General features: G+C 56.4%; 22 protein-coding genes. 5 read left to right on the top strand and 17 right to left on the bottom strand.

Features of this window, described 5'->3' with window-relative positions:
* Nucleotides 1-175 precede the first annotated feature (175 nt).
* Entirely contained in the window at nucleotides 176-1,108 is a 933-nt protein-coding gene (puuE, locus tag D0C27_RS01070; RefSeq protein ID WP_021446474.1) for an allantoinase PuuE, read from the bottom strand.
* Nucleotides 1,109-1,119: 11 nt separating this feature from the next.
* Complete coding sequence (locus D0C27_RS01065) at nucleotides 1,120-1,848, bottom strand: GntR family transcriptional regulator (RefSeq protein WP_035272249.1); 729 nt, start codon at nucleotides 1,846-1,848, stop codon at nucleotides 1,120-1,122.
* A 232-nt stretch (nucleotides 1,849-2,080) separates the two neighbouring features.
* Between D0C27_RS01065 and uraH the strand changes: the two genes are divergently transcribed.
* Nucleotides 2,081-2,434: a hydroxyisourate hydrolase gene (gene uraH, locus D0C27_RS01060; RefSeq protein ID WP_115633837.1), complete on the top strand. Its 354-nt coding sequence runs from the start codon at nucleotides 2,081-2,083 to the stop codon at nucleotides 2,432-2,434.
* A gap of 58 nt (nucleotides 2,435-2,492) precedes the next feature.
* Nucleotides 2,493-3,725, top strand: a complete 1,233-nt coding sequence (locus D0C27_RS01055) for a urate hydroxylase PuuD (RefSeq protein ID WP_009455921.1) — start codon at nucleotides 2,493-2,495, stop codon at nucleotides 3,723-3,725.
* 219 nt (nucleotides 3,726-3,944) lie between these two features.
* Here D0C27_RS01055 and D0C27_RS01050 read toward each other — a convergent pair whose 3' ends face one another.
* The 9 genes from D0C27_RS01050 to D0C27_RS01010 all read right to left on the bottom strand — a co-directional run bounded on the left by D0C27_RS01050 (nucleotide 3,945) and on the right by D0C27_RS01010 (nucleotide 15,601).
* Complete coding sequence (locus tag D0C27_RS01050) at nucleotides 3,945-4,454, bottom strand: hypothetical protein (protein WP_137430225.1); 510 nt, start codon at nucleotides 4,452-4,454, stop codon at nucleotides 3,945-3,947.
* On the bottom strand, nucleotides 4,420-5,511 hold the full coding sequence (locus D0C27_RS01045) for a hypothetical protein (protein WP_170978530.1): 1,092 nt from the start codon (nucleotides 5,509-5,511) through the stop codon (nucleotides 4,420-4,422). The genes D0C27_RS01050 and D0C27_RS01045 overlap by 35 nt, the downstream gene beginning before the upstream one ends.
* Nucleotides 5,512-5,906: 395 nt before the next feature.
* The gene (locus tag D0C27_RS01040; RefSeq protein WP_137430223.1) at nucleotides 5,907-6,506 is read right to left on the bottom strand and encodes a hypothetical protein; all 600 of its coding nucleotides are present in this window, start codon (nucleotides 6,504-6,506) and stop codon (nucleotides 5,907-5,909) included.
* Complete coding sequence (locus D0C27_RS01035; protein ID WP_137430222.1) at nucleotides 6,503-7,492, bottom strand: TcpQ domain-containing protein; 990 nt, start codon at nucleotides 7,490-7,492, stop codon at nucleotides 6,503-6,505. The genes D0C27_RS01040 and D0C27_RS01035 overlap by 4 nt, the downstream gene beginning before the upstream one ends.
* 103 nt (nucleotides 7,493-7,595) lie before the next feature.
* Nucleotides 7,596-8,909 carry an extracellular solute-binding protein gene (locus tag D0C27_RS01030; RefSeq protein ID WP_009455926.1) on the bottom strand — a complete coding sequence of 438 codons (1,314 nt, stop codon included), beginning with the start codon at nucleotides 8,907-8,909 and terminating at the stop codon, nucleotides 7,596-7,598.
* A 7-nt stretch (nucleotides 8,910-8,916) separates the two neighbouring features.
* A complete protein-coding gene (locus tag D0C27_RS01025) occupies nucleotides 8,917-10,170 on the bottom strand; it encodes a D-amino acid dehydrogenase (RefSeq protein WP_137430221.1) in 1,254 nt (417 codons plus the stop codon).
* Nucleotides 10,171-10,207: 37 nt separating this feature from the next.
* Nucleotides 10,208-11,242, bottom strand: coding sequence for a CDP-6-deoxy-delta-3,4-glucoseen reductase (locus tag D0C27_RS01020; protein ID WP_009455928.1), 1,035 nt, complete (start codon nucleotides 11,240-11,242; stop codon nucleotides 10,208-10,210).
* Nucleotides 11,243-11,303: 61 nt separating this feature from the next.
* Nucleotides 11,304-13,613, bottom strand: coding sequence for a DNA topoisomerase IV subunit A (gene parC, locus D0C27_RS01015; protein WP_137430220.1), 2,310 nt, complete (start codon nucleotides 13,611-13,613; stop codon nucleotides 11,304-11,306).
* 20 nt (nucleotides 13,614-13,633) lie between these two features.
* Nucleotides 13,634-15,601, bottom strand: coding sequence for a DNA topoisomerase IV subunit B (locus D0C27_RS01010; protein WP_374698172.1), 1,968 nt, complete (start codon nucleotides 15,599-15,601; stop codon nucleotides 13,634-13,636).
* Between the two features lie 227 nt (nucleotides 15,602-15,828).
* Between D0C27_RS01010 and trxA the strand changes: the two genes are divergently transcribed.
* The 3 genes from trxA (at nucleotide 15,829) to gdhA (ending at nucleotide 18,963) form a co-directional block, all read left to right on the top strand.
* Nucleotides 15,829-16,155, top strand: coding sequence for a thioredoxin TrxA (gene trxA, locus D0C27_RS01005; RefSeq protein WP_009455930.1), 327 nt, complete (start codon nucleotides 15,829-15,831; stop codon nucleotides 16,153-16,155).
* A gap of 69 nt (nucleotides 16,156-16,224) precedes the next feature.
* Nucleotides 16,225-17,481, top strand: coding sequence for a transcription termination factor Rho (gene rho, locus D0C27_RS01000; protein ID WP_009455931.1), 1,257 nt, complete (start codon nucleotides 16,225-16,227; stop codon nucleotides 17,479-17,481).
* A 141-nt stretch (nucleotides 17,482-17,622) separates the two neighbouring features.
* Complete coding sequence (gdhA, locus tag D0C27_RS00995; protein WP_009455932.1) at nucleotides 17,623-18,963, top strand: NADP-specific glutamate dehydrogenase; 1,341 nt, start codon at nucleotides 17,623-17,625, stop codon at nucleotides 18,961-18,963.
* 217 nt (nucleotides 18,964-19,180) lie between these two features.
* Here the strand turns inward: gdhA and D0C27_RS00990 are convergent, their stop codons facing one another.
* From D0C27_RS00990 to D0C27_RS00965, 6 genes are all read right to left on the bottom strand, one after another.
* Nucleotides 19,181-19,738, bottom strand: coding sequence for a flavin reductase family protein (locus D0C27_RS00990; RefSeq protein WP_170978529.1), 558 nt, complete (start codon nucleotides 19,736-19,738; stop codon nucleotides 19,181-19,183).
* Nucleotides 19,739-19,808: 70 nt separating this feature from the next.
* On the bottom strand, nucleotides 19,809-20,411 hold the full coding sequence (locus D0C27_RS00985) for an aromatic-ring-hydroxylating dioxygenase subunit beta (RefSeq protein WP_170978528.1): 603 nt from the start codon (nucleotides 20,409-20,411) through the stop codon (nucleotides 19,809-19,811).
* 5 nt (nucleotides 20,412-20,416) lie between these two features.
* Entirely contained in the window at nucleotides 20,417-21,730 is a 1,314-nt protein-coding gene (locus D0C27_RS00980; protein ID WP_063690659.1) for an aromatic ring-hydroxylating dioxygenase subunit alpha, read from the bottom strand.
* A gap of 32 nt (nucleotides 21,731-21,762) precedes the next feature.
* On the bottom strand, nucleotides 21,763-23,649 hold the full coding sequence (locus D0C27_RS00975) for a dipeptide ABC transporter ATP-binding protein (RefSeq protein WP_137430217.1): 1,887 nt from the start codon (nucleotides 23,647-23,649) through the stop codon (nucleotides 21,763-21,765).
* Complete coding sequence (locus D0C27_RS00970) at nucleotides 23,649-24,533, bottom strand: ABC transporter permease (RefSeq protein WP_060185260.1); 885 nt, start codon at nucleotides 24,531-24,533, stop codon at nucleotides 23,649-23,651. The genes D0C27_RS00975 and D0C27_RS00970 overlap by 1 nt, the downstream gene beginning before the upstream one ends.
* On the bottom strand, nucleotides 24,530-25,543 hold the full coding sequence (locus tag D0C27_RS00965; RefSeq protein WP_137430216.1) for an ABC transporter permease: 1,014 nt from the start codon (nucleotides 25,541-25,543) through the stop codon (nucleotides 24,530-24,532). The genes D0C27_RS00970 and D0C27_RS00965 overlap by 4 nt, the downstream gene beginning before the upstream one ends.
* Between the last annotated feature and the right edge of the window lie 41 nt (nucleotides 25,544-25,584).

The following is a 25,584-nucleotide window of genomic DNA, read 5'->3' as shown; positions in this document are numbered from 1 at the left end:
AAGCCAGGACGCCACACTCCCTGTACGAGCGGCTGCGTAAGCGTCAAATAGTACTGTTTTCAGCGGGCAGAAACAACAATTCCGACCCTGGCGAGTCGGAATGTGAAGGCACCCTGCTCATATTCAGGATGTCGTCCTGACGGGCCAGGAGGCATGAACCCTGGCCCTGCCTCGATCAGGCCTTGGGCTGATAGGGATGATGTTCGGCCCAATGACGGGCAATATCCACACGACGGCAAACCCAGACACGCTCGTGCGATTGCACGTAATCCAGGAAGCGCTGCAAGGCACGGAAGCGGCCAGGACGGCCAATCAGACGGCAATGCAAACCGATGGACAACATCTTGGGGGCTTCTTCACCTTCTTCGTAGAGCACGTCAAACGCGTCTTTCAGGTAGGAGAAGAAATGATCGCCGGTGTTGAAACCCTGAGGAGCCGCAAAGCGCATGTCATTGCTGTCCAGGGTGTAAGGCACGATCAATTGCGGCTTGACAGTATTGTCGCTGAGTTGAACCTCGGTCCAGAACGGCAGATCATCACCGTAGTAATCGGAGCTGTACAGGAACTGGCCTTCTTCTGCCACCAGACGCAAGGTGTTGGGGCTGTCACGGCCGGTGTACCAGCCTTCAGGGTGATGGCCCAGCAGGTCCGTCAGTACTTTTACGCACTGACGCATATGCTCGCGCTCCACCTCTTCGGATACGTTCTGGTAGTGAATCCAGCGGTAACCGTGGCACGCGATTTCATGGCCCAGGCGTACAAACTCCTGTGCCAGCTCGGGATGACGCTCCAGCGCCATACCCACACCGAAAATGGTCATGGGCAAGCCGCGTTTCTCAAACTCTTTCAGAATCCGCCAGACACCGGCACGCGAGCCGTATTCGTAAATGGATTCCATGGACAGGTGACGGTCCGGGTAAGCCGCTGCACCAATGATTTCGGACAGGAACTGCTCGGAGCCCGGATCACCGTGCAGAACGCAGTTCTCGCCGCCTTCTTCATAGTTCAAGACAAACTGCACCGCGATGCGCGCCCGATCAGGCCATTGTGCATGAGGCACGTTTTTACCGTAACCAACCAGGTCACGAGGGTACTTACTCAAGGACATACCGTCTCCGTTTAGCGTTTTACGCTGAGGGCCAGCCAAGGATCAGCAGCACTGCCATCACCCGCTTCGCTCATGCGATGTTCACAATCACTTAAGTGATGATGCATAGCCAGATGCGCGCCGTCGGCGTCGCCCTGACTAAGCTTGTCCAAAATCTCTTTGTGCTCGTAAAACGAGCAAGCCTGTTCGCCCGGTGTGTCGTGATAGGCAATGATGAGCGTGGTGCGGGCGCACAAGGTGTGCATCAGCTCGGTCAACTCATCGTTGCCAGCGCAGCGCGCCAGCATCACGTGAAACGCGTTTGACAGGCGCAACCAGCTGATGCGGTCGCCGTGTTCAAAAGCGTGCTGTTCACGTTCCACCATTTCATACAGGCCAGCCAAACGCTCCGGCAGATCCGGGTAGCTGATCAGTTTTTTCAGAATCAGCGCTTCCAGGTCTCGTCGCAGTTCAAACACATCCCGTGTCTGCTTGGCCGTCGGCTTCCAGATAAAAGCGCCACGATTGGGCTCGATAACCACAATCTTGTCGTGTTCGAGGGCAGCCAGCGCCGCACGAACGGTCGCCCGCGAGCACTCGAAAATCGTGCACAGCGTGGCTTCCGTCAGTTTGGTTCCAGGCAAAAGACGACGGTCAACGACCGCATCAAAGATCTGGCTATAAACACGCCCGACCTCGCTATCTGCCATGCCTCCCTCTAGCAGCGAGGAGGCGCTGGGCGCTTGGGATTCACTGCTCATCCCCTCTTGCCGCCGTATCTGAAGCATAGAATTTCTCGTTATTGACTATTGACAATTATTCGGTACCCCGACAAAATCGTCAACATAAATTGTCGACAATCTGATTCCTCAAACAGAGCGACAGTTTCGGGGCCTCAACCCAGCGCACTGATCCTTGCACCGTTGGCCCCCGGCCGGTTCTCAAAACTGGGCTCGCTGGACCTTTTTTGATCACCATAAACCGGAGACATTTATGGGAAAGCTATCAACCCATGTCCTTGACACGACTCAAGGGCGCCCAGCCAGCGGCGTGCGCGTCGATCTTTATTCCATCGAAAACGATCAACGCACTCTGATCAAAACCACTCACACCAACAGCGACGGTCGCTGTGATGAGCCCCTGCTGCAAGGCCAGGCCATGCACACGGGCGTTTTTGAACTGGTGTTCCATGCAGGTGACTACTTTGCCGCCAGCGGTGTGGCTCTGCCCGAGCCACGCTTTGTGGATCAGGTCGGCATTCGCTTTGGTATCGCTGATGCCAATGCCAATTACCACGTACCTCTGGTCGTGACCCCCTGGTCCTGGTCTACCTATCGCGGCAGCTGATCGCGTATCCAAGTCGACTTTTCGCTTCTATACGAAACCACTCTGATACGAGATCTTTATGTACGCTTACCTACTTGAGTACGGCAACCTGCTGTTGCGCTGGTTGCACGTGATTGCGGCTGTCGCCTGGATCGGCGAGTCCATCTACTTTGTGATGCTGGACAATGGCCTGAAACCGCCTAAAGGCGAAGAAAGCAAGAAACGCGGTGTATTTGGCGAGATGTGGGCTGTCCACGGCGGCGGCTTCTATCACAACCAGAAATACCTGACTAATCCGGCCGAACTGCCTGATGACCTGCACTGGTCTTTCTGGAAGTCCTACACCACCTGGTTGTCCGGTTTCTTCCTGTTCGCCCTGCTCTACCTGACCAAGCCCGAGTTCTATCTGGTCAACCCCAACAGTCCCTGGGAATGGGCGGCTCAAATGACAGGCACTCAGGCCAACGTCATGGCCATTGCCTTCCTGGTATTGGGCTGGGTGGTCTATAACGGCCTGTGCCGCCTGATCAGCCCCAACATGAACCGCGACGGCCTGCTAAGCGTGGCGGTGGCGATCATGATGGTGGTCGTGGCTTACCTGAGCGCCCACATCTTCTCGGGTCGTGCTGCGTTCTTGCTGACGGGTGCTGTCATGGCCACCAGCATGTCGGCCAACGTGTTCTTCTGGATCATTCCCGGCCAGCGCCGCATGGTCAAGGCACTGAAAGCCGGTCAGGCGCCCAACCCTCTGGATGGCAAGCGCGGCAAACAGCGTTCGGTACACAATACCTACTTCACGCTGCCTGTCCTGCTGCTGATGCTGAGCAACCACTACTCGTTCACGTATAACAACCCCAATGCGTGGATCATCATGGTGCTGTTCATCTTTGCCGGTGCCCTGATCCGTCAATACTTCGTGCTGATGCACGCTGGCATCAAAAAGCCTGCCTACCCGGCTGCCGGTGTTGTGCTGCTGCTGATCGTGGGTTACCTGGCGGCTCCTGCCAGCTTGAAGGGTGAAGTTGCCAGTGCACCTGAAGCTGCCAACGGTGCGGAAACAATCAGTGTTGCCCGTGTCCAGGAAATCATGGACGCACGATGTGTTCAGTGTCACGCGGTCAAGCCCAATGCCGACTTCGGCTTTACGGCTGCCCCTGCCGGCATGTTGCTCGATACCATCGACAACACGGTACTGCACGCCGAACAGGTCAAGACCGTGGTGCACTCCAAGTACATGCCCTTGGGTAACATGACGCAAATGACCGACGAAGAGCGTGCCGCCATTGCCGCTTGGAGCGGTACCCGCGACTAATGCAGAACAAGGCTCAAGCCTGACGAGCGACAAGCTCCGTAGTAACTTCCAACCCCGATATGATGAAAATCATGTCGGGGTTTTTTCTTGCTTCGGGTCTATGAAGCCGCCTGTCTGGTCTGCTGCTGCACGAACCCACGGCCTTGCTGATTCAAGAACAGTCAGGCGTGAAACCTGCAAAGCAGTAAGCCTGGGCTTCTGCGAATCGCAGAAGTCCGATCACACTTGGCCCTGCCCGGAAGGCAAACATAGTTTGATGGATTGCAATTCCAGTTGCGGTTGCGGTTGCGGTTGCGGTTGCGGTTGCGGTTGCGGTTGCGGTTGCGGTTGCGCAGCTTGAGCCTGGGTTTGCCCTATTTCAAGCTCAATACAGCGACTACTCAAAGACAAGAGGCGCATGGACCTATCTCGCTCACGCCCTATCGGCCAAAGCTGTCCTTGCTGAAACAAGAGCAGACGCTGCTCATGCTGCACTTCGGCTAGCAACTGGGTGTCTTTTCCATAGATCGCTTTCAGCTTCAATGCAGGGGTGGGCTTACTGGATTTGATCTTGGCCACATCAGGCTGACTTGCCCCCTCTTGCTCCTGTGGTGTCCTCAAGCAGGACGACATGTTCTGCCGCGCCTGTTCGGCTTCCAGCAACAGCATCTCCCTTACTATCGTCGCCATGGTTTCCATCGCCCAAGCCGGTGCACTAAACATCAGCGTCAGACCAAACAGAATGCTCAAAAGGGCTCTGCATGTAATCGGCCAGATCTTGATCAACCAGATCCCGCTGCGCAGATTCATAAACATAGCCTTCCAGCTCCACGATAAAAGCGCTGCCCAGCAGCGAGGGGTAGGACCGCGAGTTCAATGACAAGCTCATACGCTCCCAGTGCAGTTCAGGAAGCTGGGCCGCCAGTAAATAAACCGAACGCAGGGGCGATTGACTGAGCCAGGAGCGGCGCCACACGCCTGCCCTTGTTTGCTCATTTTCGGCGGAGGATTCAACCCACTGAGCGGGGCTCAATGACAAGCGCATAAAAGCAGGCTGCAGGGCCGCCAGCTTGGCATGCAAACCTGGAGATGCCGCAGTTGGCATTCGCGTCTGATCTTTCGTTTCCAAGGACTGGGGAATCAATACCTGATACCCGCGCCGGATACTCAAAGTCCCCTGCCCCAAGCCGGTGAACTCCAGCACATTCGGCTCACGAATCTGGCTATTCATGGCTGCACTCAAACTTTGCACATCCTCAAACCCGTAATGTGCCCTGCACTCCCACAAGCCGGCCTGACGGCGACAATCCACCTGCTGCAATTGCCAGTCTGCCCCCTGAGCAGGAAGCTCCTCAATCAAGCCCAACACAGATTGAATACTCGTCAAACCATGCTCTTCCTGTGATGGACTTTGCTCCCAATCAGACGCCATGGCAGCCAAGCGAGCCCGAAGATCAAGGGAGAACACGCTTCCAAGCGTAGCCAACACCAGCAAAGAAAGAACCGCCAGACGAAGCGGGATCTTTTCACACCCACCAACACGCCTGACAGGCTGGCGCAGCATACGGCCCTGCGGTCTTCTGCCCTGTTCCAGACAGACCCATAAATCAGCAGGTTGCCGCAGTTCACGTATAGAGGGATAACGCGCCTGCATGGCCCGCCGCAAGGTCTGCACTTGCCCGATCTGAGCCAGGAGGCAATCGCTACCTTCCATCACCTGACCATGTTCAAGCACCAGAAACCACAAACGGCCAGGAGCCACCGTCCATAAAAGAAAAACTGCGTCCTGAGGGTGGTGGGCAGCCATACAGGCAGCCGCAGAATAAGCCTGAACTCGCGTTAGTCTGGCTCTTGAAGGCCCATTCTGGGCCAAGCGCAAGACAGATTGGGTCCTCCGGCTGTTCAGCCAACAACTTGGAACCCAAGCCATTGCCTGCCCTGCTGTTCGTCCTGCTGTTCGTCCTGCTGTTTGCCCTGCTCTTTGTCCTGCTACATCCTCATCAGTCTTTTCCTGTACTTGTTGTAGTTCTTCTATTTGCCTTTCCGTTTGCTTACGTGCCTGTTCTCTCAGCCCCCCTTTCACTCCCATCAAGCAAGTCCAATACGATCTCTTCATTCGACGATTTTGAGTCCGCCGCATACCGTCCCTGGCATCCACCCACTGCAACCCAAACCAGTACTCCCGCTCAGGCAAGACAGAACTCATTTCACACCTCGACCAATTAAGCCCCCTGTCCCTGACCCGTCTACTTGTCGCAATCCAGACTGCTGCCCCAAAGCCAGAGAACTCTCATCGCGATACAACTCAATACGGCCTGCCTGATAACGCCACTTCAGGCCATATACCGCTGCAATCTGATCCAACAAGGCTGACAAACGTAGTTGTTCAAAAATCAGACCTCCCTGCCGAGTCGATTCCGGCCCCTCCTGCCCAGCGGTTCGTGGCGGGAAATGCGTTAAAGGCAAACGAGCCTGCGGGCTAATGAAAACGCTCAGATCAGACAATAAAGACAAACGACGCGCCAGCTCATCCAGATCGGGCAAAGGCGCTTCCAAAGAAAAACTGAAGGTTTGTCTGGAGCGCAATGCCGCTGGCAAGGCAGCCTGTTTTCGTAAAGGCACGGCCGCCCCCAGCAACCAGGGCTTGTCGACAGACTGTGCATGTGCCACGGAGGATGGACTATTGCCATCCAACACCACGGCATCATCCAGCCATGCCTGAGCCTGATCAACATGCTGCCCTGCTGTTTGCAAGCTGCAAGCCGCTATCAGCGGCAAAAGCAAGAGACAGAGATAATTCATGACTGTCCCTCGGGCGAAGCACTGGGATCACAGGCTTGCGGCCAAGCCAGAATCCTGAGCACCTGATTTGAGTAAAAACAGGCCTGCAAAGGATGAGCATTCAGTTGGGCAGCCGCCAACAACTGAGCCACAGCAGTCTCAAAGTCCCCCTCAAAGCGAGCCGCCGCCTTGATAGGGAAATCAACCTCCAAAGTCCAATGCTCAGGTGCAAAAACCCATTGCGCTTGCTTAGCCCATCGGACTAATGCCTGCCTCAAGGTTCTATCCTTGATTCGCAGTTCAAAAACAGGCTCTGCAATGGACTGTGCATCCACACCAGGAGCTGAGACTGGCAGCAACTCTGAACGGGCTTGAAAGGCTTGTGTCTGCAACACATTCCCAGGGGCAGACTCGCCCTCCTTCACTTGAGCCGCCATCCAATCTGGCGCGGGCTTTCCAGAAAACAGACTACTTTGCTCGGAAGAGCGGATATCGGAACGACTTAGGGGGAAATGGCTTGGCGAAGAATCACTACGCTGGGAGAGACTGGCTCGGGCTTGCTGCTGATCCTTCTGTTGACTACGGTCCTGTGGCAAGGCATCCGATGCCTCTACGCCAAGTGTTGCAGCACCCTCAGCATGGGCACTCTTGCGCCCTAAACTAGCCTGCGCCTGTGCTCGTCCGGCCCGAAATATCAACTCCGTCCACAGGCCTTCAATCACTTGAAACTGCCCCAAGGGCTTCAAAGACAGCAGCGTTTCCTGTCCATTCCTGCGCCCCAACACCGCTGGCAGCATCTGCTCCGGTGCAAAATGCAGCCAGATACGCCTGCCGTTATCAAACACCTGCATAGGGCCGACTTGAGGGTCGCCAGACAAGCGCCAATCGAAGTTAAAGACGCGTGTTCCCGGATCAGCCAACAGGCCATCAGGCCCCTGACTGGTCTGACAGGCAGACAACCCCAGGCCACACATCAGCAAGACGCAGAAACGGACAAGAAAACGCATTGCGAGCACCCAAAGAAAAAACCCCATGTCCCGTCAAGGGCATGGGGTTTATCTTCAAGGATGCTCGCTCAAACCGCTAGATCGGCTTGTACGCACAGATAAATCAGCGTCCTTTCTGAGCCACCAGTCGGTTGGCTTCCGTGGCGGCGGTACGCAAGGCCGTCATGGCAGGTTGCTGACCGTCCAGCGCGCTTTCCAGGCTCTGGTTGAACACGGCGCGAATCTGGCGGTAGTTACGGAAGTTGCCCTTGGCTGTACCCGATGTACCGCTGCTGTAGGCGCCCACCAGGTGCATCCAGTCGCCCTTGTCCTTGTAGTAGTCGCTACCCGTCGCGTTAAAGGCTTCACGGCTTACAGGCAAAAAGCCTGTTTTCTGATACCAGCGAGCGGCATTCTCTGGCTGGGCCAACCAGCTGATGAAGCGGGCCGAGGCCTGGTTCTGTTCAGCGTTATGGCCTTTCACCGCCCACAGAGCGGAGCCAGTCACAAAAGGCTTGCCGGGGGTTTGGGTGACTTCAGGGTAGTAAGGCAGACCAGTCACAGCGTACTTCAGGCCGCGCGTGTCGCTGTACTCACCGATATGGCCGGAGTTGGAGAACATGACTGCACATTCACCCTTGGCAAAACGCTGGGGCGACTCGGGCAAGGTGCCGGGTTTGACCATCAGCTCGGATTTCACCCAACTGATCATCATGGACAAGTGACGGATATACATCACGTCAAAATCAAAGCCCACTTTGCCTTTAACCTTGGGGCCGGGTGCCAGACCGTAAATCTGGTTATTAACCGCTGCCAGGTTTTCCAGGTTGATGGAGACAGACTGGTCGGAGGTCAAAGGACAACGGCGCGAGCCTTTATTGGCCAGATCAACCAGTTGAGCTTGCAAGTCCAGCCAGACGCGGCTGGGCACGGGAGGCTCGATCTTGGCTTTATCAAACGCTTCCAGGTTGTAGTACATGACCGGAATTTCGGCCATGTAGGGGAAGCCTTGCAATTGGCCGCGGCCATTGCGCACAAAGGAATTCGAGGCCAGGAACCAGGACACATTGTCCATTTTTTCCCGAGCCAGCAAGGTGTGCATGGGCATGATGTAGGAGCGGTCGGCGACCTCGTCCAGGCCGGACATCTCGCCTAACTGCACCAGATTGGGCAAATCCTTGCCCGCTTGCATGACCTGCTCCAAAGAGGCTTCTGTGTCATGCGCCTTGACCGACACCTTGACGTCGCTCTGGCTACGATTGAAATCCCGAACCAAGCGTTCGAACTCGTCCTGATTGTGCGAGTTCAAAGCGGTCCAGACCTGAATATCAACGGCTGCCAGGGCGGTCGACCCGAACAGCAAAGCGGCTGAGCCACCCGCTGCCATCGCCAAAGCCATAACACCACGTTTCAACAGTAATCCGCGTAGATTTTTCATACATCCTTCAAGATAAAAAAGGAAATTCAGGTTCGGGTTTGTGCCCCATGACCAGGTCCGCCAAGGCTCGGCCAGAGCCTATGCCCATGGTCCACCCCAAGGTGCCATGCCCGGTATTCAGGTACAGGTTGGGAATGGAGGATCGGCCTATCAGTGGGACATTTGATGCTGTGGCAGGACGCAGTCCTGACCAGAAATGAACATTATCAAAATCCAATGCGCTTGGGAACAGATCAGCCACATGCGTTAACAAAGCCTGACAGCGGGCGGGGTTCAAGCTACGCGTATAGCCCGACAATTCGGCCGTTCCAGCAACCCGCAGGCTATCGCCCAGGCGGGAAAAAACCAGTTTGTGATCTTTATCTGTCAGGCTGACAGTAGGCGCGCCCTCGGGGACCAGCACCGGGAAGGTGGCCGAATAGCCTTTGGCCGGATAAACGGGGCAGGAAATTCCCAGCGGCTGCAGGACGGTAGGGCTGAAACTACCCATGGCCACCACGAAGGCGTCTGCCTGTATGGAGTCGTACGCACCATCCGCGCCTATAACCTCGACCCCCACCACTCGGCCCTTGGCCGTCAGCAAACGGGTGATTTGGGTAGAAAAGCGAAATTCCACTCCGACTCGCCTGGCCATGGCCGCCAAACCGCAGGTGAATTGATTGGCATCGCCCGACTCATCATCTTTGGTGTAGTCGCCACCCACGATCTGGCCGCGCGCTGATGCCAGGGCAGGCTCCAGCTGCACCAGTTCGTCCACGCTCATGATGCGGCGGTCCACTCCCATATCTCGCATGACGTCGGCCATTTGCTGGGAGTCGTCCAGGCTTTGGGCATCCCGGTAAAACGTAATGATGCCTTTTTCCTGATGGCGATAATCAAAATCCAGGCTGGGACGCAATTGCTTGAGCGTGCTGCGGCTGTATTCCGCCATGGCCACCAGCGCGCGCACATTGGGCGTAACCCGCCCCGGCAGGCACTCTCGCAAGAAAGACAGGCACCAGCGCCACTGGCGCAGGTCCAGACGCGGACGGAACAACAAGGGAGCATCATCCTGCAACAACCATTTCAGCAGTTTGAGCGGCATTTTCGGGTTGGCCCAGGGCTCGGCATACGAGACCGAGATTTGCCCGCCATTGGCACGCGAGGTTTCCTGCGCGGGACCGGTTCCTCGATCCACGACCACCACCTCACAACCTTGCTGGCTGAGCCACCAGGCAGTTGATACCCCAATAATGCCGCTGCCCAGAACTGCTACTTTCATGTGTACTGTCCGCTTGTTGAGCTATTGATCAAGACGCTTACTTGACGTCTGCCAGCGACGTAAAGGCATCTGCAAAATAATTGTCCGGATTCAGTTGAGCCTGCTCCACAAAATCCTTGCGGGCCGCTTCAACCATGCCCGGCGCGCCACAGGCGTACACCTGCCAGGCCGACAGATCAGGCAAATCAGCCAATACGGCCTGATGCACAAAGCCGGTACGACCTGTCCAGCCATCTTCAGGCTGAGCGTCGGAAATCACCGGAATGAAACGCAAGTTAGGCAGTTCGCTGGCCCATTTCTCGGCCAGTTCGGACTGGTACAGATCCTTGGGTCGACGCCCGCCCCAGTACAGGGCGACTTCGCGCTGGCTGCCGGTTTGAATCAGGCGCTCGATCAAGGCCTTGATCGGAGCAAAACCTGTACCGCTGGCCAGGAAAACCATAGGAGCCGCGCTATCTTCGCGCAGGAAGAAAGAACCCAAAGGTGCTTCTACGCGCAGAATCTCGCGCTCTTTCATGGCGGTAGCACCGGCACCAAAGACGTGGTCGGTAAACACGCCACCGGGCATGTGACGGATATGCAATTCCACCTGATTGTCTTCCCGTGGCGGTGTCGCCATGGAATAACTACGACGGCTGCCGTCTTTCAGGATGAATTCCAGGTACTGACCCGGGTAGTAACGGAATGGCTCGGAAGATGGCATTTGCAAACGCACCACCATCACATCATCACGTACTTTTTCCAGACCCACCACGCGCGACGGCATTTTACGAATCTGGATATCGGTCGCCATGCGAATTTCGTGCGATTCGATCAACATGTCGCTGCTGGGCTTGGCCTGACAGAACAGGGTGTAACCTGCAGCGCGGTCCTCTTCGCTCAGCAATTGCTCGGGCGCACGGCCTGCATCGTATTCGCCTTCAATGACCTTGCCACGGCAAGACGAACAGGTGCCATTGCGGCAACTGTAGGGCAAGACAATACCGGCATTGAGCGCGCCATCCAGCACAGACTGTCCGGGCTGTACGTCAAAACTGTGCCCGCTGGGCTGAACCGTGACTTTGAAACTCATATCCAACACTCAAAAAAGAAATCTATCAGGCGGAGGCCCAGCCTCCGGCGGCTATACAAATTCAGGACTCTTCAGGCCGATGCAGTACAGGGTCGTTCAATTTAAGCGACAGGGCCTTGCCCTTGCCTGCCCGCTTGCCCAGATAATTGGCCAGCATGTCCAGATCCATCACGATGGTGGACGGACGCTTGCGGTTCACTCCGCTGACGGCCAGACCCGCCTCACCAAAGGCAACCCATTGACTGAGCGTATCGCCCTCGTTCAGTTTGATCAGCACCGTGCCACGCCCCCCTTTGGAAAGCACTTTCAGCTCCTTTATGTCCACCACCAGGAAACGTCCCTGCTCGCTGAGCAGACCCACGTACTGATCATCCGGGCGCAAGGCCAAGGGCTTGAGCAGCTTTTTGCCATCCTCGACGGTGACAAACTGCTTGCCCGCTTTCTGCCGTGTATTCATGTCGCCCTGAGAAGCCACAAAACCGTAACCGTCGCAGGCAGCCAGCAAGTAGTTCTGGTCCAAAGGCGCCCCCAGAATATGCTCAATGGGCGCACTGGGGCTGACTTCAATCATGGAGGTAATGGGCTGACCATCGCCACGCGCTGAAGGCAAACTGGAGACCGGAACAGTATAGACCCGGCCATCGGTGCCGATGGCGACCAGGTCCGTGGTACTGCGACACTCCAGCGCATCGCGCAAGCCATCGCCAGTCTTGAAGCTGAATTGCGAGGCGTCATGGCCATGGCCCTGGCGTGAACGCAGCCAGCCTTTGCGCGACACAATCACGGTAACCGGCTCGTCAACCACCTTGGTTTCCAGCACAGCGCGCTCGGCCGCTTCAATCAGGGTACGACGGTCATCACCATAGGTTTTAACGTCTGCTTCAATCTCACGAATCATCAGACGCTTCAAGGCTTTGGGATCGTCCAGCAGCTTTTGCAAAGACTCCTGCTCGTCCAGACGCTCTTTCAGCTCTTTCTCGATCTTGAAGCCTTCCAGACGCGCCAACTGACGCAAGCGCATTTCCAGAATATCGTCGGCCTGACGCTCGCTCAGATCAAAGCGCTCCATCAGGGCTGCGCGCGGCTCGTCGGATTCACGAATAGTCTGAATAACCTCGTCCACATTCAGGTACACCACCATGCGCCCTTGCAGCACATGAATACGGTCGGTGACCTTATCCAGACGGTAGCGAGTACGACGCTCCATCGTGTGACGGCGGAATTCCAGCCAGTTCAGCAACACCTGGCGCAAGGAACGCTGACCGGGACGGCCATCCGTATCAATACATACCAGGTTGATGGAGACGTTGCGCTCCAGGCTGGTCTGTGCCAGCAAGGTGGTCACGAACTCGTCCCGATCAATCGCGCGGGATTTGGGTTCAAAGACCAGGCGCACCGCCGCCTGCTTGCCCGACTCGTCACGCACGGCATCAAGCATGTTCAGCATCAAGGCTTTGGTTTGCTGTTGCTCGGTGCTCAGCGATTTCTTGCCAGCCTTGACCTTGGGGTTGGTGCGCTCTTCAATCTCTTCCAGAATCTGCTGGGAGGAGCTGCCGGGCGGCAATTCTGTGACGACCAATTGCCATTGGCCACGGGCCATTTCCTCGAATACCCAACGGGCACGAGCCTTGATGGAACCACGGCCTTGGGCGTACACCGCCGCAATATCGTCTGCGGCGGAAATAATCTGACCACCACCCGCAAAGTCCGGGCCGGGAACGATCTCGTGTATGTCCTGATCGCTCAAATTCGGATTGCGCAGCAAGCTGACGCAGGCTTGGGCAACTTCACGCAGGTTGTGGGAAGGAATCTCGGTCGCCATCCCGACGGCAATCCCCGATGCGCCGTTAAGCAGCATGATGGGCAAGCGTGCAGGCAGGGCCACTGGCTCTTTCTGGCTACCATCGTAGTTGGGGATGAAGTCCACCGTGCCCTCGTCCAGCTCGTCCAGCAGCAGACGCGAGAACGGTGTCAAACGTGCTTCCGTGTAACGCATGGCGGCGGCATTGTCACCGTCGCGCGAGCCAAAGTTGCCCTGCCCGTCTACCAGCGGATAACGCAGCACAAAATCCTGCGCCATACGTACCATGGCGTCATAGGCGGCCTGGTCACCGTGCGGGTGATATTTACCCAGCACATCCCCCACCACACGGGCCGATTTCACAGGCTTGGCCGTCGGGCCCAGACCCATGGCATCCATCGCGTACAAAATGCGGCGCTGCACCGGTTTCTGACCATCGGTTAGGTCGGGCAAGGCACGTCCACGTACCACTGAAACGGCGTAATCCAGATAAGCCTGTTCCGCGTAAGTCGCCAGCGTGATGCTATCGTCCGATCCCGCCGGTTCAAAATCCAATTGATTGCTATCCATAAATAACTCTTAAGTCGGGCTCAGACGTCCAGATCGGCCAAATTGCCTTTTTCTTCCAACCAGGCTCGGCGGGCCGAGGCCTCACCCTTGCCCATCAGCATGGTGAACATGGCTTGTGTATCGCTCAGGCCATCCTCACCCCAATGCACAGGCAGCAAGCGGCGGGTGTCCGGATTCATGGTGGTATCCCACAACTGCTCCGCACTCATTTCACCCAGACCTTTAAAGCGGCTGATGCTCCAGGACTCGTTACGTATACCTTCGTTGCGCAGCTTTTCCAGTGTCGCGTCCAACTCGCCCTGATCCAGACAGTAGATCTTGCGGGCTGGGCGTTTGCCGGCGGCAGGCACGTCTACGCGGAACAAGGGGGGACGCGCCACATACACGTGGCCCGCCTCGATCAGTTTGGGGAAGTGACGGAAGAACAGCGTCAACAACAGCACCTGAATGTGCGAGCCGTCCACGTCCGCATCAGACAGGATACAGATACGGCCATAACGCAAACCGGACAGATCCGGCTCGGACTGGGCGTCGTGCGGGTCCACGCCGATCGCCACGGAAATATCGTGAATTTCCTGGTTAGCGAACAAGCGGTCCTTATCGACCTCCCAAGCGTTCAGAACCTTGCCGCGCAGGGGCAAGATAGCCTGAAATTCCTTGTCACGGCCCATCTTGGCCGAACCGCCAGCCGAGTCACCCTCGACCAGAAACAGTTCCGAACTTTCCAGATCGTGCGACTCGCAATCCGTCAGCTTGCCGGGCAACACGGCCACGCCCGAGCTCTTGCGTTTCTCCACTTTCTGCGCCGAACGGGTACGGGCCTGAGCCTGACGCACCGCCACTTCAGCCAATTTGCGACCCTGATCCACATTGGCATGCAGATGCAGTTCCAGCGCATTGCGCACATAGCCACTGACCAGACGCACGGCGTCACGGCTATTGAGCTTTTCCTTGATCTGCCCTTGAAACTGCGGGTCCAGCACTTTGGCCGAGAGCACAAAGCTGGCACGGGCAAAGACGTCCTCGGCCTGCAGCTTGACGCCTTTGGGAATCAGGCTATGCAGTTCGGCAAAACTGCGCACGGCTTGATACAAGCCATCGCGCAAGCCCGATTCGTGTGTTCCCCCCGCTGGGGTTGGGATCAGATTGACATAGGACTCACGCACAATATTGGAGTCCAGCGCCCAGGCCACCACCCAATGCGCACCTTCGCCGGCGGAGAAATTATCGTCATCTTGCGGGGCGTACTGGCGGCCCTCAAACAGGGGAACCAGCAGCTCCACCCCTTCCATTTCCTCCTGCAGGTAGCCGCGCAAACCGTCCTCATAGCGCCACTGCTGGCGCTGACCGGTTTTTTGCTGCACCAGTTCCACCGTCACGCCTTCCAGCAGGACGGCCTTGCTATGCAGGATATGAGTCAGTTGGGCCAGGGGAATCTGGGCGGAGTCAAAATATTTGGCATCGGGCCAGACCCGCACACGGGTACCCGTCTTGCGCTTGGCCACCGTGCCCGTTTGGGTCAGGGGCTGCTCCAGCTCGCCGTCGGCAAACACAATCTCGTTAGCCTGGCCATCGCGCCAGACCAGCACTTCCAGACGGCGCGACAAGGCGTTGGTCACCGACACACCCACCCCGTGCAAACCACCAGAAAAGGCGTAGGCACCACCATTGAGCTTGTCAAACTTGCCCCCGGCATGCAGTCGCGTGAACACCAGTTCAACCACCGGCGCATTTTCTTCAGGGTGCAAGCCAACAGGAATACCGCGCCCGTCATCCTCAACCTGTATGCCGCCGTCCTCCAGCAAGGTGACAGTCAGTGTGCGGGCAAAACCAGCCAGGGCTTCGTCGGCCGCGTTATCGATGACCTCCTGCACAATATGCAGGGGATTATCCGTGCGGGTATACATGGCCGGGCGCTGACGGACCGGTTCCAGCCCTTTGAGCACCCGTATAGAAGATTCGTCGTAACGTGTAGTAGACAACTTGATTCCCGGTAGATCGTACAGAAAAACGCTATTTTACGAGTGGTTAGGCGCCAGTGGGGAAACGCTTTATTGGCGCGCGTTGCGCAGCGAATGCACATTATCAACCAGACGCAATGGTATCCTGTCAAAAATTGGCAACAAGACCGTCGCAATTGGCCGTAGAATACATTGTGCTCAGGTCACGCCACACGTATAGTTTTTCGTTATCCTCACTTTTTTTGTATCTAGCCATGAGCGACTCCATTAAACACATCACGGACGCCTCCTTTGAGTCTGACGTCCTTAACGCCGACCTCCCCGTTCTGGTCGATTACTGGGCTGCCTGGTGCGGTCCTTGTAAAATGATTGCCCCTTTGCTTGATGAGGCAGCCGAACTGTACCAAGGTCGTGTTATCATCGCTAAGCTCAACGTCGATGAAAATCCCGACACCCCAGCTCAATATGGTGTTCGCGGTATTCCAACGCTCATGCTGTTTAAAGACGGCAAAGTGGCCGAAACTAAAGTCGGTGCACTTTCCAAGTCCCAACTTAGCGCGTTTCTCGACAGCTCCCTGTAATCTCTGATTAACCGCACGCAGGCCCTTCGCTGGCCTGCGGTCTGCTGCTGAAAGCCCTTCCCCACTCCCATGCACCTGAACGAATTAAAAGCTCTGCACGTCTCGCAGCTGCTAGAAATGGCTGCCACTCTGGAAATCGACAACGCGAACCGCTTGCGCAAGCAAGAGCTGATGTTCGCCATCATGAAAAAGCACGCCAAAAAGGGCGAGCAGATTTTCGGCGACGGGGTGCTTGAAGTCCTGCCTGATGGTTTTGGCTTTCTGCGTTCGCCAGAAACCTCTTACCTGGCCAGCACAGACGATATCTACATCTCCCCTTCGCAGATACGTCGTTTCAATCTGCACACGGGTGACTCCATTGAAGGTGAAGTGCGCACCCCTAAAGACGGCGAGCGCTACTTTGCCCTGGTAAAAGTTGACAAGGTTAACGGCATGCAGCCCGAGGCCATCAAACATCGCATCATGTTTGAGAACCTGACGCCGCTGCACCCGGACCAGCCCATGCGCCTGGAGCGCGACATCAAAAGCGAAGAGAACATCACAGGCCGTATCCTGGATATCTTCTCGCCTATCGGTAAAGGCCAGCGCGCCCTGATCGTGGCCAGCCCCAAATCCGGTAAAACCGTGATGATGCAGCACATGGCTCACGCCATCACGACCAATTACCCCGAGGCCATCATGATCGTCCTGCTGGTGGACGAGCGCCCCGAGGAAGTAACCGAGATGCAGCGCACGGTGCGCGGCGAAGTGGTGGCCTCCACCTTTGACGAACCCGCCACACGTCACGTGCAAGTGGCCGAGATGGTCATTGAAAAGGCCAAACGCCTGGTTGAATTGAAAAAAGACGTGGTGATCCTGCTGGATTCCATTACCCGTCTGGCTCGCGCCTACAACACTGTGGTCCCTGCTTCGGGCAAGGTTTTGACCGGTGGTGTGGACGCCAACGCCCTGCAGCGCCCCAAACGCTTTTTTGGCGCTGCCCGTAATCTGGAAGAAGGTGGCTCCTTGACCATCATCGGTACTGCCCTGATCGAAACCGGCAGCCGCATGGACGAAGTCATCTATGAAGAATTTAAAGGTACCGGCAACTCCGAAATCCATCTGGAGCGCCGTCTGGCCGAGAAACGTATTTACCCAGCCATCAACCTGAACAAATCAGGCACACGTCGTGAAGAGTTGCTGATCAAGCCCGACCTTCTACAAAAGGTCTGGGTTCTGCGCAAGTTCATCCATGGGATGGATGAAATTGAAGCCATGGAGTTTATCCTGGACAAAATCCGGGCCACAAAGACCAACTCCGAATTCTTCGACATGATGAAGAAGTAAATCGAACATCCTGCGCAAGCCTCTCTATACGAGAGGCTTGCTTGCGATGGGCGTATGATCGGGTGCATTCCCGTGCATCCATTCTTTCAATCTGCTGAGTTCGACTCGAGTTCTCAGTATTGCAAACAGAGTTCGCTTGCAATGAAATCTATCTCTCTAGAACAGTTCCTAGCCAGAGTGCAGTCCCGCGACCCCAACCAGCCTGAATTCATGCAGGCCGTTCGGGAAGTCATGACCAGCTTGTGGCCCTTCATCGAGAAAAACCCCCAGTACGCCGATCATGGTCTGCTCGAGCGTCTGGTCGAACCCGAACGTGCTATCCAGTTTCGTATTTCCTGGGTAGATGATCGCGGCCAGGTTCAGGTCAATCGCGGCTTCCGTATTCAGCACAGCAATGCCATCGGTCCTTTCAAGGGCGGCATGCGCTTTCACCCTTCGGTGAACCTGTCCATTTTGAAGTTTCTGGCGTTTGAACAGACCTTCAAGAATGCCTTGACCACTCTGCCCATGGGCGGCGGCAAAGGCGGCTCGGACTTTGATCCCAAAGGCAAGTCGGATGGCGAAGTGATGCGCTTTTGCCAGGCCCTGATCGTTGAGCTGTACCGTCACCTGGGCCCCGATACCGACGTTCCTGCTGGTGATATCGGCGTGGGCGCGCGTGAAGTGGGCTTTATGGCCGGCATGATGAAAAAACTCTCCAACAGTGCAGCCAGTGTGTTCACCGGCAAGGATTTGTGCTTTGGCGGCAGTTTGATTCGTCCTGAGGCCACCGGTTATGGCACCGTATATTTCGTACAGGAAATGTTGGCACGTAAAGGGCTGTCCTTGGACGGCATGACAGTGTCCGTTTCCGGCTCGGGCAATGTGGCTCAGTACGCCATTGAAAAATGCCTGGATCTGGGTGCCAAAGTCGTTACCGTTTCCGACTCGCAAGGTTGCGTGGTGGACATGGATGGCTTTACGCGTGAAAAACTGGCTTCCCTGATGCACGTTAAAAATGTACAGCGTGGCAGTCTGGTCGATTACGCCCAGCAACATCACCTGCTGTACGAACAAGGCAAACGTCCTTGGCATATCCCTGTGGATGTCGCCCTGCCTTGCGCCACCCAGAACGAACTGGACGGCAAGGATGCAGAAATCCTGATCAAGAACGGTGTACGTTGCGTTGCCGAAGGTGCCAATATGCCCAGCACGCTGGATGCAGTCGATGCCTTTATCCACGCCAAGATCCTGTATGCCCCAGGCAAAGCCAGCAATGCGGGCGGTGTTGCCGTATCCGGTCTGGAAATGAGCCAAAACGCCCAGCGCTTGAGCTGGACACGCGAACAAGTTGACGCAAAGCTGCACTCCATCATGCGTGACATCCACGAAAATTGTGTGAACTATGGTCAAGAAAGCAACTTCATCAACTACGTTAACGGCGCCAATATTGCCGGCTTTGTCAAAGTCGCCAATGCCATGCGTCATCAAGGCGTTTATTAAGTTTTGCGCCTTGCTCAGTAGTCAAAAAAACCGCCCACAAGGCGGTTTTTTTTGTTTCTGGCCCAACCGAAAGTGTCTATTGCAGGCTTGATGTTATCTGCCCTTGAAAGCTGTCTATGTTTCAGTCATCTGTGTAGAGCAAAAAAGCAGGCCCTTAGCCAAAACTCACTGATCTACAAACACAGCCAGGACGAAAACCAATCAACAGGCAATGACATCAAGGAAGAAGAATATCTCCCCGCTGTGCATAATACGGTCCAGCCCACCGAGCCAAAGGCCGATACGCCTCCAGATTCACTCTCCCTTTTTCGTCCATCAAGGATGAATCCACATGGAAGGCCAGCACTTCCAGAATATGCAGCTGGTTAACTCCCCGTCCCAAATCCACCACCTGATCCAGCCTGCACTCCATCTGCACGGCAGCGCCATCCAGACGAGGTACACGCACATGCTGACTGGGCACGAGGTGCATGCCCAACTCCTGTACCTCACTCTGGCCGGGCGGCAAAGCAGCGGCACTGGCATGAACCGCAGCCAGATCAGACTGACGACATAACTGCACCACACACTCTTTATTGGCCTGCAAATTACGGGCCGTATCCTTCAAGCTGCCATCCTCATTGCGGTTGATATTGATCGCCAGCATGGGCGGGCTATGCGCCACATAGTTAAAGGAGCTGAACGGTGCCAGATTCACACTGCCCGACTCCTCCAAGGTACATACCCAGGCAATGGGGCGCGGTACGATCAGGGACGTCAGCAGGCGATAAGCCATGCTGTCGTCCATGCCTTCACACGGCAGGCTGAGATAGCCTGGTGATGGGTCATTCAAGTGCATATAGGGCCTAAATGAAGAGCTGAATGGTGGGCAAATAGCCATCCACGCTCAGCAAGTCCACCCGCTTTTCCACGATCTCCCAAGCCTGATCGACGGCGCGCAAACGGTAAGAGGCAGTAGCGGGCAGAACCTCGGTTTTTTGCTTCTGATACTCCGAATAAATCAGATTGATGCGCACGGTATAGCAGCCATCTTCATCAGGATGTTCGGACTGAACACGTGGATGTTGAATCACACGCAGACCACGTACACCGGGTTGCAAGGAAAAGGCACGATGGTGCGACAGGCGGTCGATACGCAAGCGCATCAACATACGGTTTTCCAAGGCAATACACATGCGCCCTTCCGGGCTTTCCTGGCCGGACTCACCAGGAATCCAGTACAGCCCATCCTGTGCGAACAGCTCATACCATTCGTCAAAACGCCCCTCGTCCAGCAGGGCGTTCTCTTGCCATACAAAGTTTTGCAGGCTTTGTTGCAGGCTCGTCGTTTGGTCCAGACGCTGGCCTGGCTCCTGGCTTGGCTGCGGATTCATTGGTTGCTGCTGTTGCTGACCCTCTTGCAGTTCATGCTGTGCTTGGCCACTGCGCTGGCCCCGCTCTTGCGCCATTCCCATCATTCCTGCTCCTGCTGCTTCATGCCTTGCTTCCAGGCACGGTATTGATTGCGGATTACCCATTCATTATTCGCGTCGTCAAAGCTGCCCTTGCCCTGCTCGCCTTCTTGCGCATCGTATTGACGCAGCAGATTCACCCACGGATTGCCTTGGGCTTTCAGGCTGGCTTGCTGGCTCTCGAACAAGTGCACATCATCATGGGCGACGACGCTCATGGGGGAATACACCAGACGGCTGTACGTCAGGCCGCGATCCAGCATTTCACGCGGCGCTCCTTTGGGCTGAAACACCCATACTTCCAGCAAAGTGCGATCAACCGCTAAAGGTCGCAATACACGAATAATCTGCGGCGAACCCTTGGCTGCCATGCTGGGGTAAAACACCACATTTTGTGGATTGAAACCCAGCACCCGAGCCGCTTTTTCCTCGCCCCAGGCTTCGTTCATCATGGCTTCGTAGCCTGGAATCCCGGAGTAGTCGGTATGAATGCTGAACTTGGTGCCCAGAATGCTGTGCCCGTTCGGGTAAGTTTCCACACCCATACGTGAATAGAAGTCGTAGCCCGAACCGAAGGGCAGCAATTGCTCCAGTGCGGTAGGGTCCTCTTCCTTGAACACTTCGCCCACCTTGGCAGCCGAGCTGGATGCGGACTCGTGTGTGGAAATGGGATGCACGGTGTCGTTGATGTTCTCCATGTACATCTTCCAGTTGCAGTTGATGACGGTACGAATCGAACCGCCTGCCACCTGCAACTCCCCTTCCGGAGAGCGATCCGCCATATTGTCCAAAGCCTGCAGCACATCCCCGAAATACTCTTGCAGGCTGAAGCCTTCCTTGCTGAGGCGGGCAAACACAAAGCCCCGATAACTTTCTACCGCCCCCGGTGTGGACAGGCCGCCCGCAGCCGGACATTGCGAAAATTCCGTGTTTTCATAGGCATTTTTCAGCGGCACCGCCAGCAGCGAGCCATCCAGCTTGTAGGTCCAGGCGTGGTACGGACAACGCAGCATCTTGCCCACATTGCCGCTGGGTTCGCTGACCAGTCTGGCCCCCTTGTGAGCGCAACGGTTCATCACCACCCGCACCGAGCCATCGCTATGGCGCAGCATGATGACGGGGCTTTGTGCCAAGGTCACCGAGACATAATCGCCCGTTTTGGGCACCTGACTTTCATGGCCCACATAGAGCCAGGCACGGCTGAATAGCCGTTCCATTTCCAGTTGAAAGACATCCTCGTCCAGATAGGCATCCCGATGGACCTGATGGTCCTGGGTCAGGCCCGACAAGGCGGCCTCGTTATTGGCATAACTCATAGTGCTTCCTGTAAATACGAGTAAAACGGGATTCAGACCGCCATAGCGGGTACTAAGGCGGGTGCAGCCTCACTCACGGTTTGGGATGGACAGTCCAAAGGCGCAGGCCAGATCTGGCTGGAATCATCCGGCGGCACACTGCCCAGCAAAAGACGGGTATAGGGATGCTGCGGGTCGGCAAACACCTCGGCGGTATTTCCTTGCTCCACGACTTCACCGTTTTTCATCACCAGCACTCGTGTGCACAAATAGCGAATCACGGACAAGTCGTGCGAGATGAACACCACCGCAACGCCCAACTCCTTATTCAGTCGCAGCAAGAGATTCAAAATCAGCGCCTGCACCGACACATCCAGACCGGACACAATCTCGTCCGCCACCAGCAGACGCGGCTGCACACATAAGGCGCGGGCAATGTTCACGCGTTGCTTTTGCCCGCCGGACAGCTCCGAGGGAAAACGCAAACCGGCATCCTGTGCAATGCCCACCTGCGCCATCAACTCGTCGGCTTTCTGACGACGCTGCTCGGGCGTCATACCCGGCTGCAACTCCAGCACCTGCGTCACCAGCTGCTGCACGCTACGACGTGGGTTCAAGGCCGAATCAGGGTCCTGAAACACCATCTGAATCGTTTGCGACAAGGACTCGCCTTGCCCTTTGGCAAACTGCTCGCGGGACTGACCTTGCACCAGCACTTGCCCACCACTAGGTTGCAACAAGCCCACCATCAAGCGGGCGACAGTGCTTTTGCCACTACCGCTTTCCCCCACCACGCCAACCATCTCGCCGGGACGCACGCTCAAGGACAGGGGCCGCAAGGCATACATCAGGCTGCGGCGGCCGTTGCGTGTGACTCGGTAGCTGCGCTCCACATTCTGGAACTCCACCAGCGGCGCGGACTCTTCAGACGGCCCTTGCGGCAAGACATGCAGCTGGGTTTGAGCAGCCGTATCGCGCGTCATACAGGGACCGGCACAACTTACCCAATGACCGGGTTTCACCGCTTCCAACTCTGGCGCGCGCTGTTCACAGACCGCATTACGCGTAGGACAACGACGGGCAAAACGACAGCCCGGCAGATCCCGCATGTCTTTCAAGCCCGGCATGATGTCGGCCAGCGACGGCAAGGCATACAAAGGGCCATTCAGTGCTGGCGTCGCATTCTTCAAGGCCCAGGAGTAAGGATGCAAAGGTGTATCCAAAACATCTGCAGCGGGACCTTGTTCAACCACATCCCCGGCATACAGCACGGCCACCTCGTCACAGACATGGGCAGCCATACGCAGATCGTGAGTGATCAGAATCACGGCGGTTTGATGCCGCTGCTGTACATCGCGCAGAATCCGGATGATTTGCGCTTGGGTAATCACGTCCAGCGCTGTGGTGGGCTCGTCGGCCACAATCAATTCCGGATCACCGGAAAAAGCCATGGCAATCAAAATGCGCTGACACTGCCCACCCGAAAGCTCATGGGCATAGCGCCCCAACATGGACGGCGGATCGGGCAGCCCCACCTCATGCAGACGCTCCAGGCAATATTGCTCGCGCGATGCGCGGGGAATGCCCAGTCGAGCCAAATGCTCGAACATCTGCTGGCGTATGGTCAGCACCGGATTTAGCGAGGACAAAGGCTCCTGCGGCACAAAAGCCACTTTGCGACCCAGCAGACGGCGCATTTGCGCACCCGTCACCACCGAACCCTGAAAGCAGACCTGCCCCGAAGACAGACGCAGATTACTGGGCAACATGCCCGAGATTACCCGCCCTATCATGCTCTTGCCCGCGCCAGATTCCCCGACCAGCCCCAAGGTACGACCTGCCTGCACTGCAAACGAGACCTTGCGCAGCAGCTCGACCGATTGCCCTTGTACCGGCACCGAGACACTGACTTGCTTGAATTCAATAACCGGCACGCTCATCAGTGCGCTCCTCGTTGCTTGAGCCGAGGATCCAGCGTGGTGCGCAAACCATCACTCAGCAAATTGAAACCCAGCACTGCAAACACAATGCCAATTACCGGCGCCATCAGGCCCCAGCCCGCCTGGTAAATCTGGTCACGGCCATCGGCCAGCATCACGCCCCAGGCCACCACATCCGACGGAACAGAAAGGCCCACGAAACTGAGGATTGCTTCAACCACAATGGCCACGCCCATTTGCAGGCTGAACAAGGTGACGATCAGTGGCGCCACGCTAGGCAATACTTCACGCAACATGATGCGCAGATGAGAAAAGCCCAACAAATGCGCGGCATACACATAATCACGCTGACGCGCCACCAGCACTTCCGCCCGAACCACGCGATAAAAACGAGTCCAGTCCACCAGCACCACAGCCAGAATCACGTTGAACAGGCCCGTGCCCAAGCCCACCATCAACATCATGGAAAACACCACGGGCGGGAATGCCATCCACAACACCACCAGGGAGCTAACTCCACGGTCGAACCAGCCACCGATATAGCCCGCCAAGATCGCCAGCACCGTACCCAGCACCATGGTGCCGGCGGCAGCGGTCACCGCCACCTGAAAGGCCACACGGCTGCCATAAATCAGACGCGACAAAATACATCGCCCCAGGCCATCAGTTCCCAAGGGATACTGCGCCAGACCGCCGTCCTGCCAGGCGGGTGGCAAGAGCGTGGCCAGCAAGTCCTGTGCATTAGGATCATTGGGCGCCAGCAAAGGGGCAAACAAGGCCACCAGAGCAAAGATCAAGACCAGAGTGCCGCCAAGCAGCACTTTGGGATGGGCCAGCACAGGCCGCAGCCGCGCTTGCCAGAAAGAATGTGGATGCACGCTCATGCGGACCTCAGACGTGGATTCATAACGCTGTACAAGCCATCGACACAGAAGTTGACGGCCAGCACCATCAAACAAAACACCAGGGCCACGCCCTGAATCAGGGGAAGGTCGTGGTTCTTGATGGCTTGCACCATCAGATTGCCGATACCGGGGAAGGAGAAAATGACTTCAATCAGCAAGGTGCCGCCAAACAAAAAGCCAAATTGCACGCCGATCAAGGTCAAGGTAGGCAAAGCGGCATTCTTGAGCATGTGCACCAAGAGCACTCGCCACTCAGGCACACCGCGCAGACGGGCGACGTTCACGTATTGGCTGGTCGCCGTTTCGATCAGGCTGGAACGCAGGACGCGAATCACGATGGGGCTGAATGCCAGCGCCAAGGCCAGAGCAGGCAGAAGCAGATGCGAGAAGGCATCCCACCAGGCTTGCCATTGGCCACGTACCAGCAGATCAAACAGCAAAAAGCCCGTGCCGCCATCCACGGCGGGTGTGCCTTCCATCCGTCCCATAAAGGGCAAGACCGGAAACAGCACACCGAACACCACGATCAAAATAATGCCCCACAAAAAGGACGGCACTGACAGAAGCAGCACCAGCACAAAGTCGGCCACAAATTCGATCTTTTTCTTGTCCAGCAAGTACAGAACAAGGCCGCCGGGAATGGAGATCAGCAAAGCCATCAGCAAGCTGATACAGGCCAACTCCAGCGTGGGTGGCAAAGCTTGCGCCAGCAAACCTGTCACTGGCTGATGAAAGAAGATGGAGTTGCCCAGATTGCCGCGAAACACACCGCTCAACCAAACCTGGTACTGATGCAAGGCCGAACCATCCATGCCCAGCTCAACACGCAGTGCCTGTGCATCGGCTTCCGTGGCCGAAGGAGGCAGCATCATGCCCAGAGAGTCAGCGGGAATGACGCGCAGCATGAAGAACACGATCATGGACAGCAGGAACGCCGTCACCAGCACGAAGACGAGCTTGCGCGCCATCAGGAAGCAAACGTTTTTCATGAAGAGAACCGCAGGAGAAAATATGCCGGGTCAAACCCGGT

It is taken from the genome of Alcaligenes faecalis (genome assembly GCF_005311025.1).
Classification (GTDB): Bacteria; Pseudomonadota; Gammaproteobacteria; order Burkholderiales; family Burkholderiaceae_B; genus Alcaligenes; species Alcaligenes phenolicus.
This window is presented reverse-complemented; position numbering and strand designations above follow the sequence as displayed.

Excerpts from the sequence above, each read along its gene's own strand:
- D0C27_RS01030 (WP_009455926.1), bottom strand. The coding sequence starts at position 8,909 with ATGAAAAATCTACGCGGATTACTGTTGAAACGTGGTGTTATGGCTTTG.
- uraH (WP_115633837.1), top strand. The coding sequence starts at position 2,081 with ATGGGAAAGCTATCAACCCATGTCCTTGACACGACTCAAGGGCGCCCA.
- D0C27_RS00980 (WP_063690659.1), bottom strand. The coding sequence starts at position 21,730 with ATGAGTTATGCCAATAACGAGGCCGCCTTGTCGGGCCTGACCCAGGAC.
- D0C27_RS00975 (WP_137430217.1), bottom strand. The coding sequence starts at position 23,649 with ATGAGCGTGCCGGTTATTGAATTCAAGCAAGTCAGTGTCTCGGTGCCG.
- D0C27_RS00990 (WP_170978529.1), bottom strand. The coding sequence starts at position 19,738 with ATGGCTTATCGCCTGCTGACGTCCCTGATCGTACCGCGCCCCATTGCC.
- D0C27_RS01035 (WP_137430222.1), bottom strand. The coding sequence starts at position 7,492 with ATGCGTTTTCTTGTCCGTTTCTGCGTCTTGCTGATGTGTGGCCTGGGG.
- D0C27_RS01045 (WP_170978530.1), bottom strand. The coding sequence starts at position 5,511 with ATGGCTGCCCACCACCCTCAGGACGCAGTTTTTCTTTTATGGACGGTG.
- rho (WP_009455931.1), top strand. The coding sequence starts at position 16,225 with ATGCACCTGAACGAATTAAAAGCTCTGCACGTCTCGCAGCTGCTAGAA.
- trxA (WP_009455930.1), top strand. The coding sequence starts at position 15,829 with ATGAGCGACTCCATTAAACACATCACGGACGCCTCCTTTGAGTCTGAC.
- D0C27_RS00970 (WP_060185260.1), bottom strand. The coding sequence starts at position 24,533 with ATGAGCGTGCATCCACATTCTTTCTGGCAAGCGCGGCTGCGGCCTGTG.
- D0C27_RS01040 (WP_137430223.1), bottom strand. The coding sequence starts at position 6,506 with ATGAATTATCTCTGTCTCTTGCTTTTGCCGCTGATAGCGGCTTGCAGC.
- D0C27_RS01065 (WP_035272249.1), bottom strand. The coding sequence starts at position 1,848 with ATGAGCAGTGAATCCCAAGCGCCCAGCGCCTCCTCGCTGCTAGAGGGA.
- gdhA (WP_009455932.1), top strand. The coding sequence starts at position 17,623 with ATGAAATCTATCTCTCTAGAACAGTTCCTAGCCAGAGTGCAGTCCCGC.
- D0C27_RS01055 (WP_009455921.1), top strand. The coding sequence starts at position 2,493 with ATGTACGCTTACCTACTTGAGTACGGCAACCTGCTGTTGCGCTGGTTG.
- D0C27_RS00985 (WP_170978528.1), bottom strand. The coding sequence starts at position 20,411 with ATGGCGCAAGAGCGGGGCCAGCGCAGTGGCCAAGCACAGCATGAACTG.
- D0C27_RS01025 (WP_137430221.1), bottom strand. The coding sequence starts at position 10,170 with ATGAAAGTAGCAGTTCTGGGCAGCGGCATTATTGGGGTATCAACTGCC.
- parC (WP_137430220.1), bottom strand. The coding sequence starts at position 13,613 with ATGGATAGCAATCAATTGGATTTTGAACCGGCGGGATCGGACGATAGC.
- puuE (WP_021446474.1), bottom strand. The coding sequence starts at position 1,108 with ATGTCCTTGAGTAAGTACCCTCGTGACCTGGTTGGTTACGGTAAAAAC.
- D0C27_RS01020 (WP_009455928.1), bottom strand. The coding sequence starts at position 11,242 with ATGAGTTTCAAAGTCACGGTTCAGCCCAGCGGGCACAGTTTTGACGTA.
- D0C27_RS00965 (WP_137430216.1), bottom strand. The coding sequence starts at position 25,543 with ATGAAAAACGTTTGCTTCCTGATGGCGCGCAAGCTCGTCTTCGTGCTG.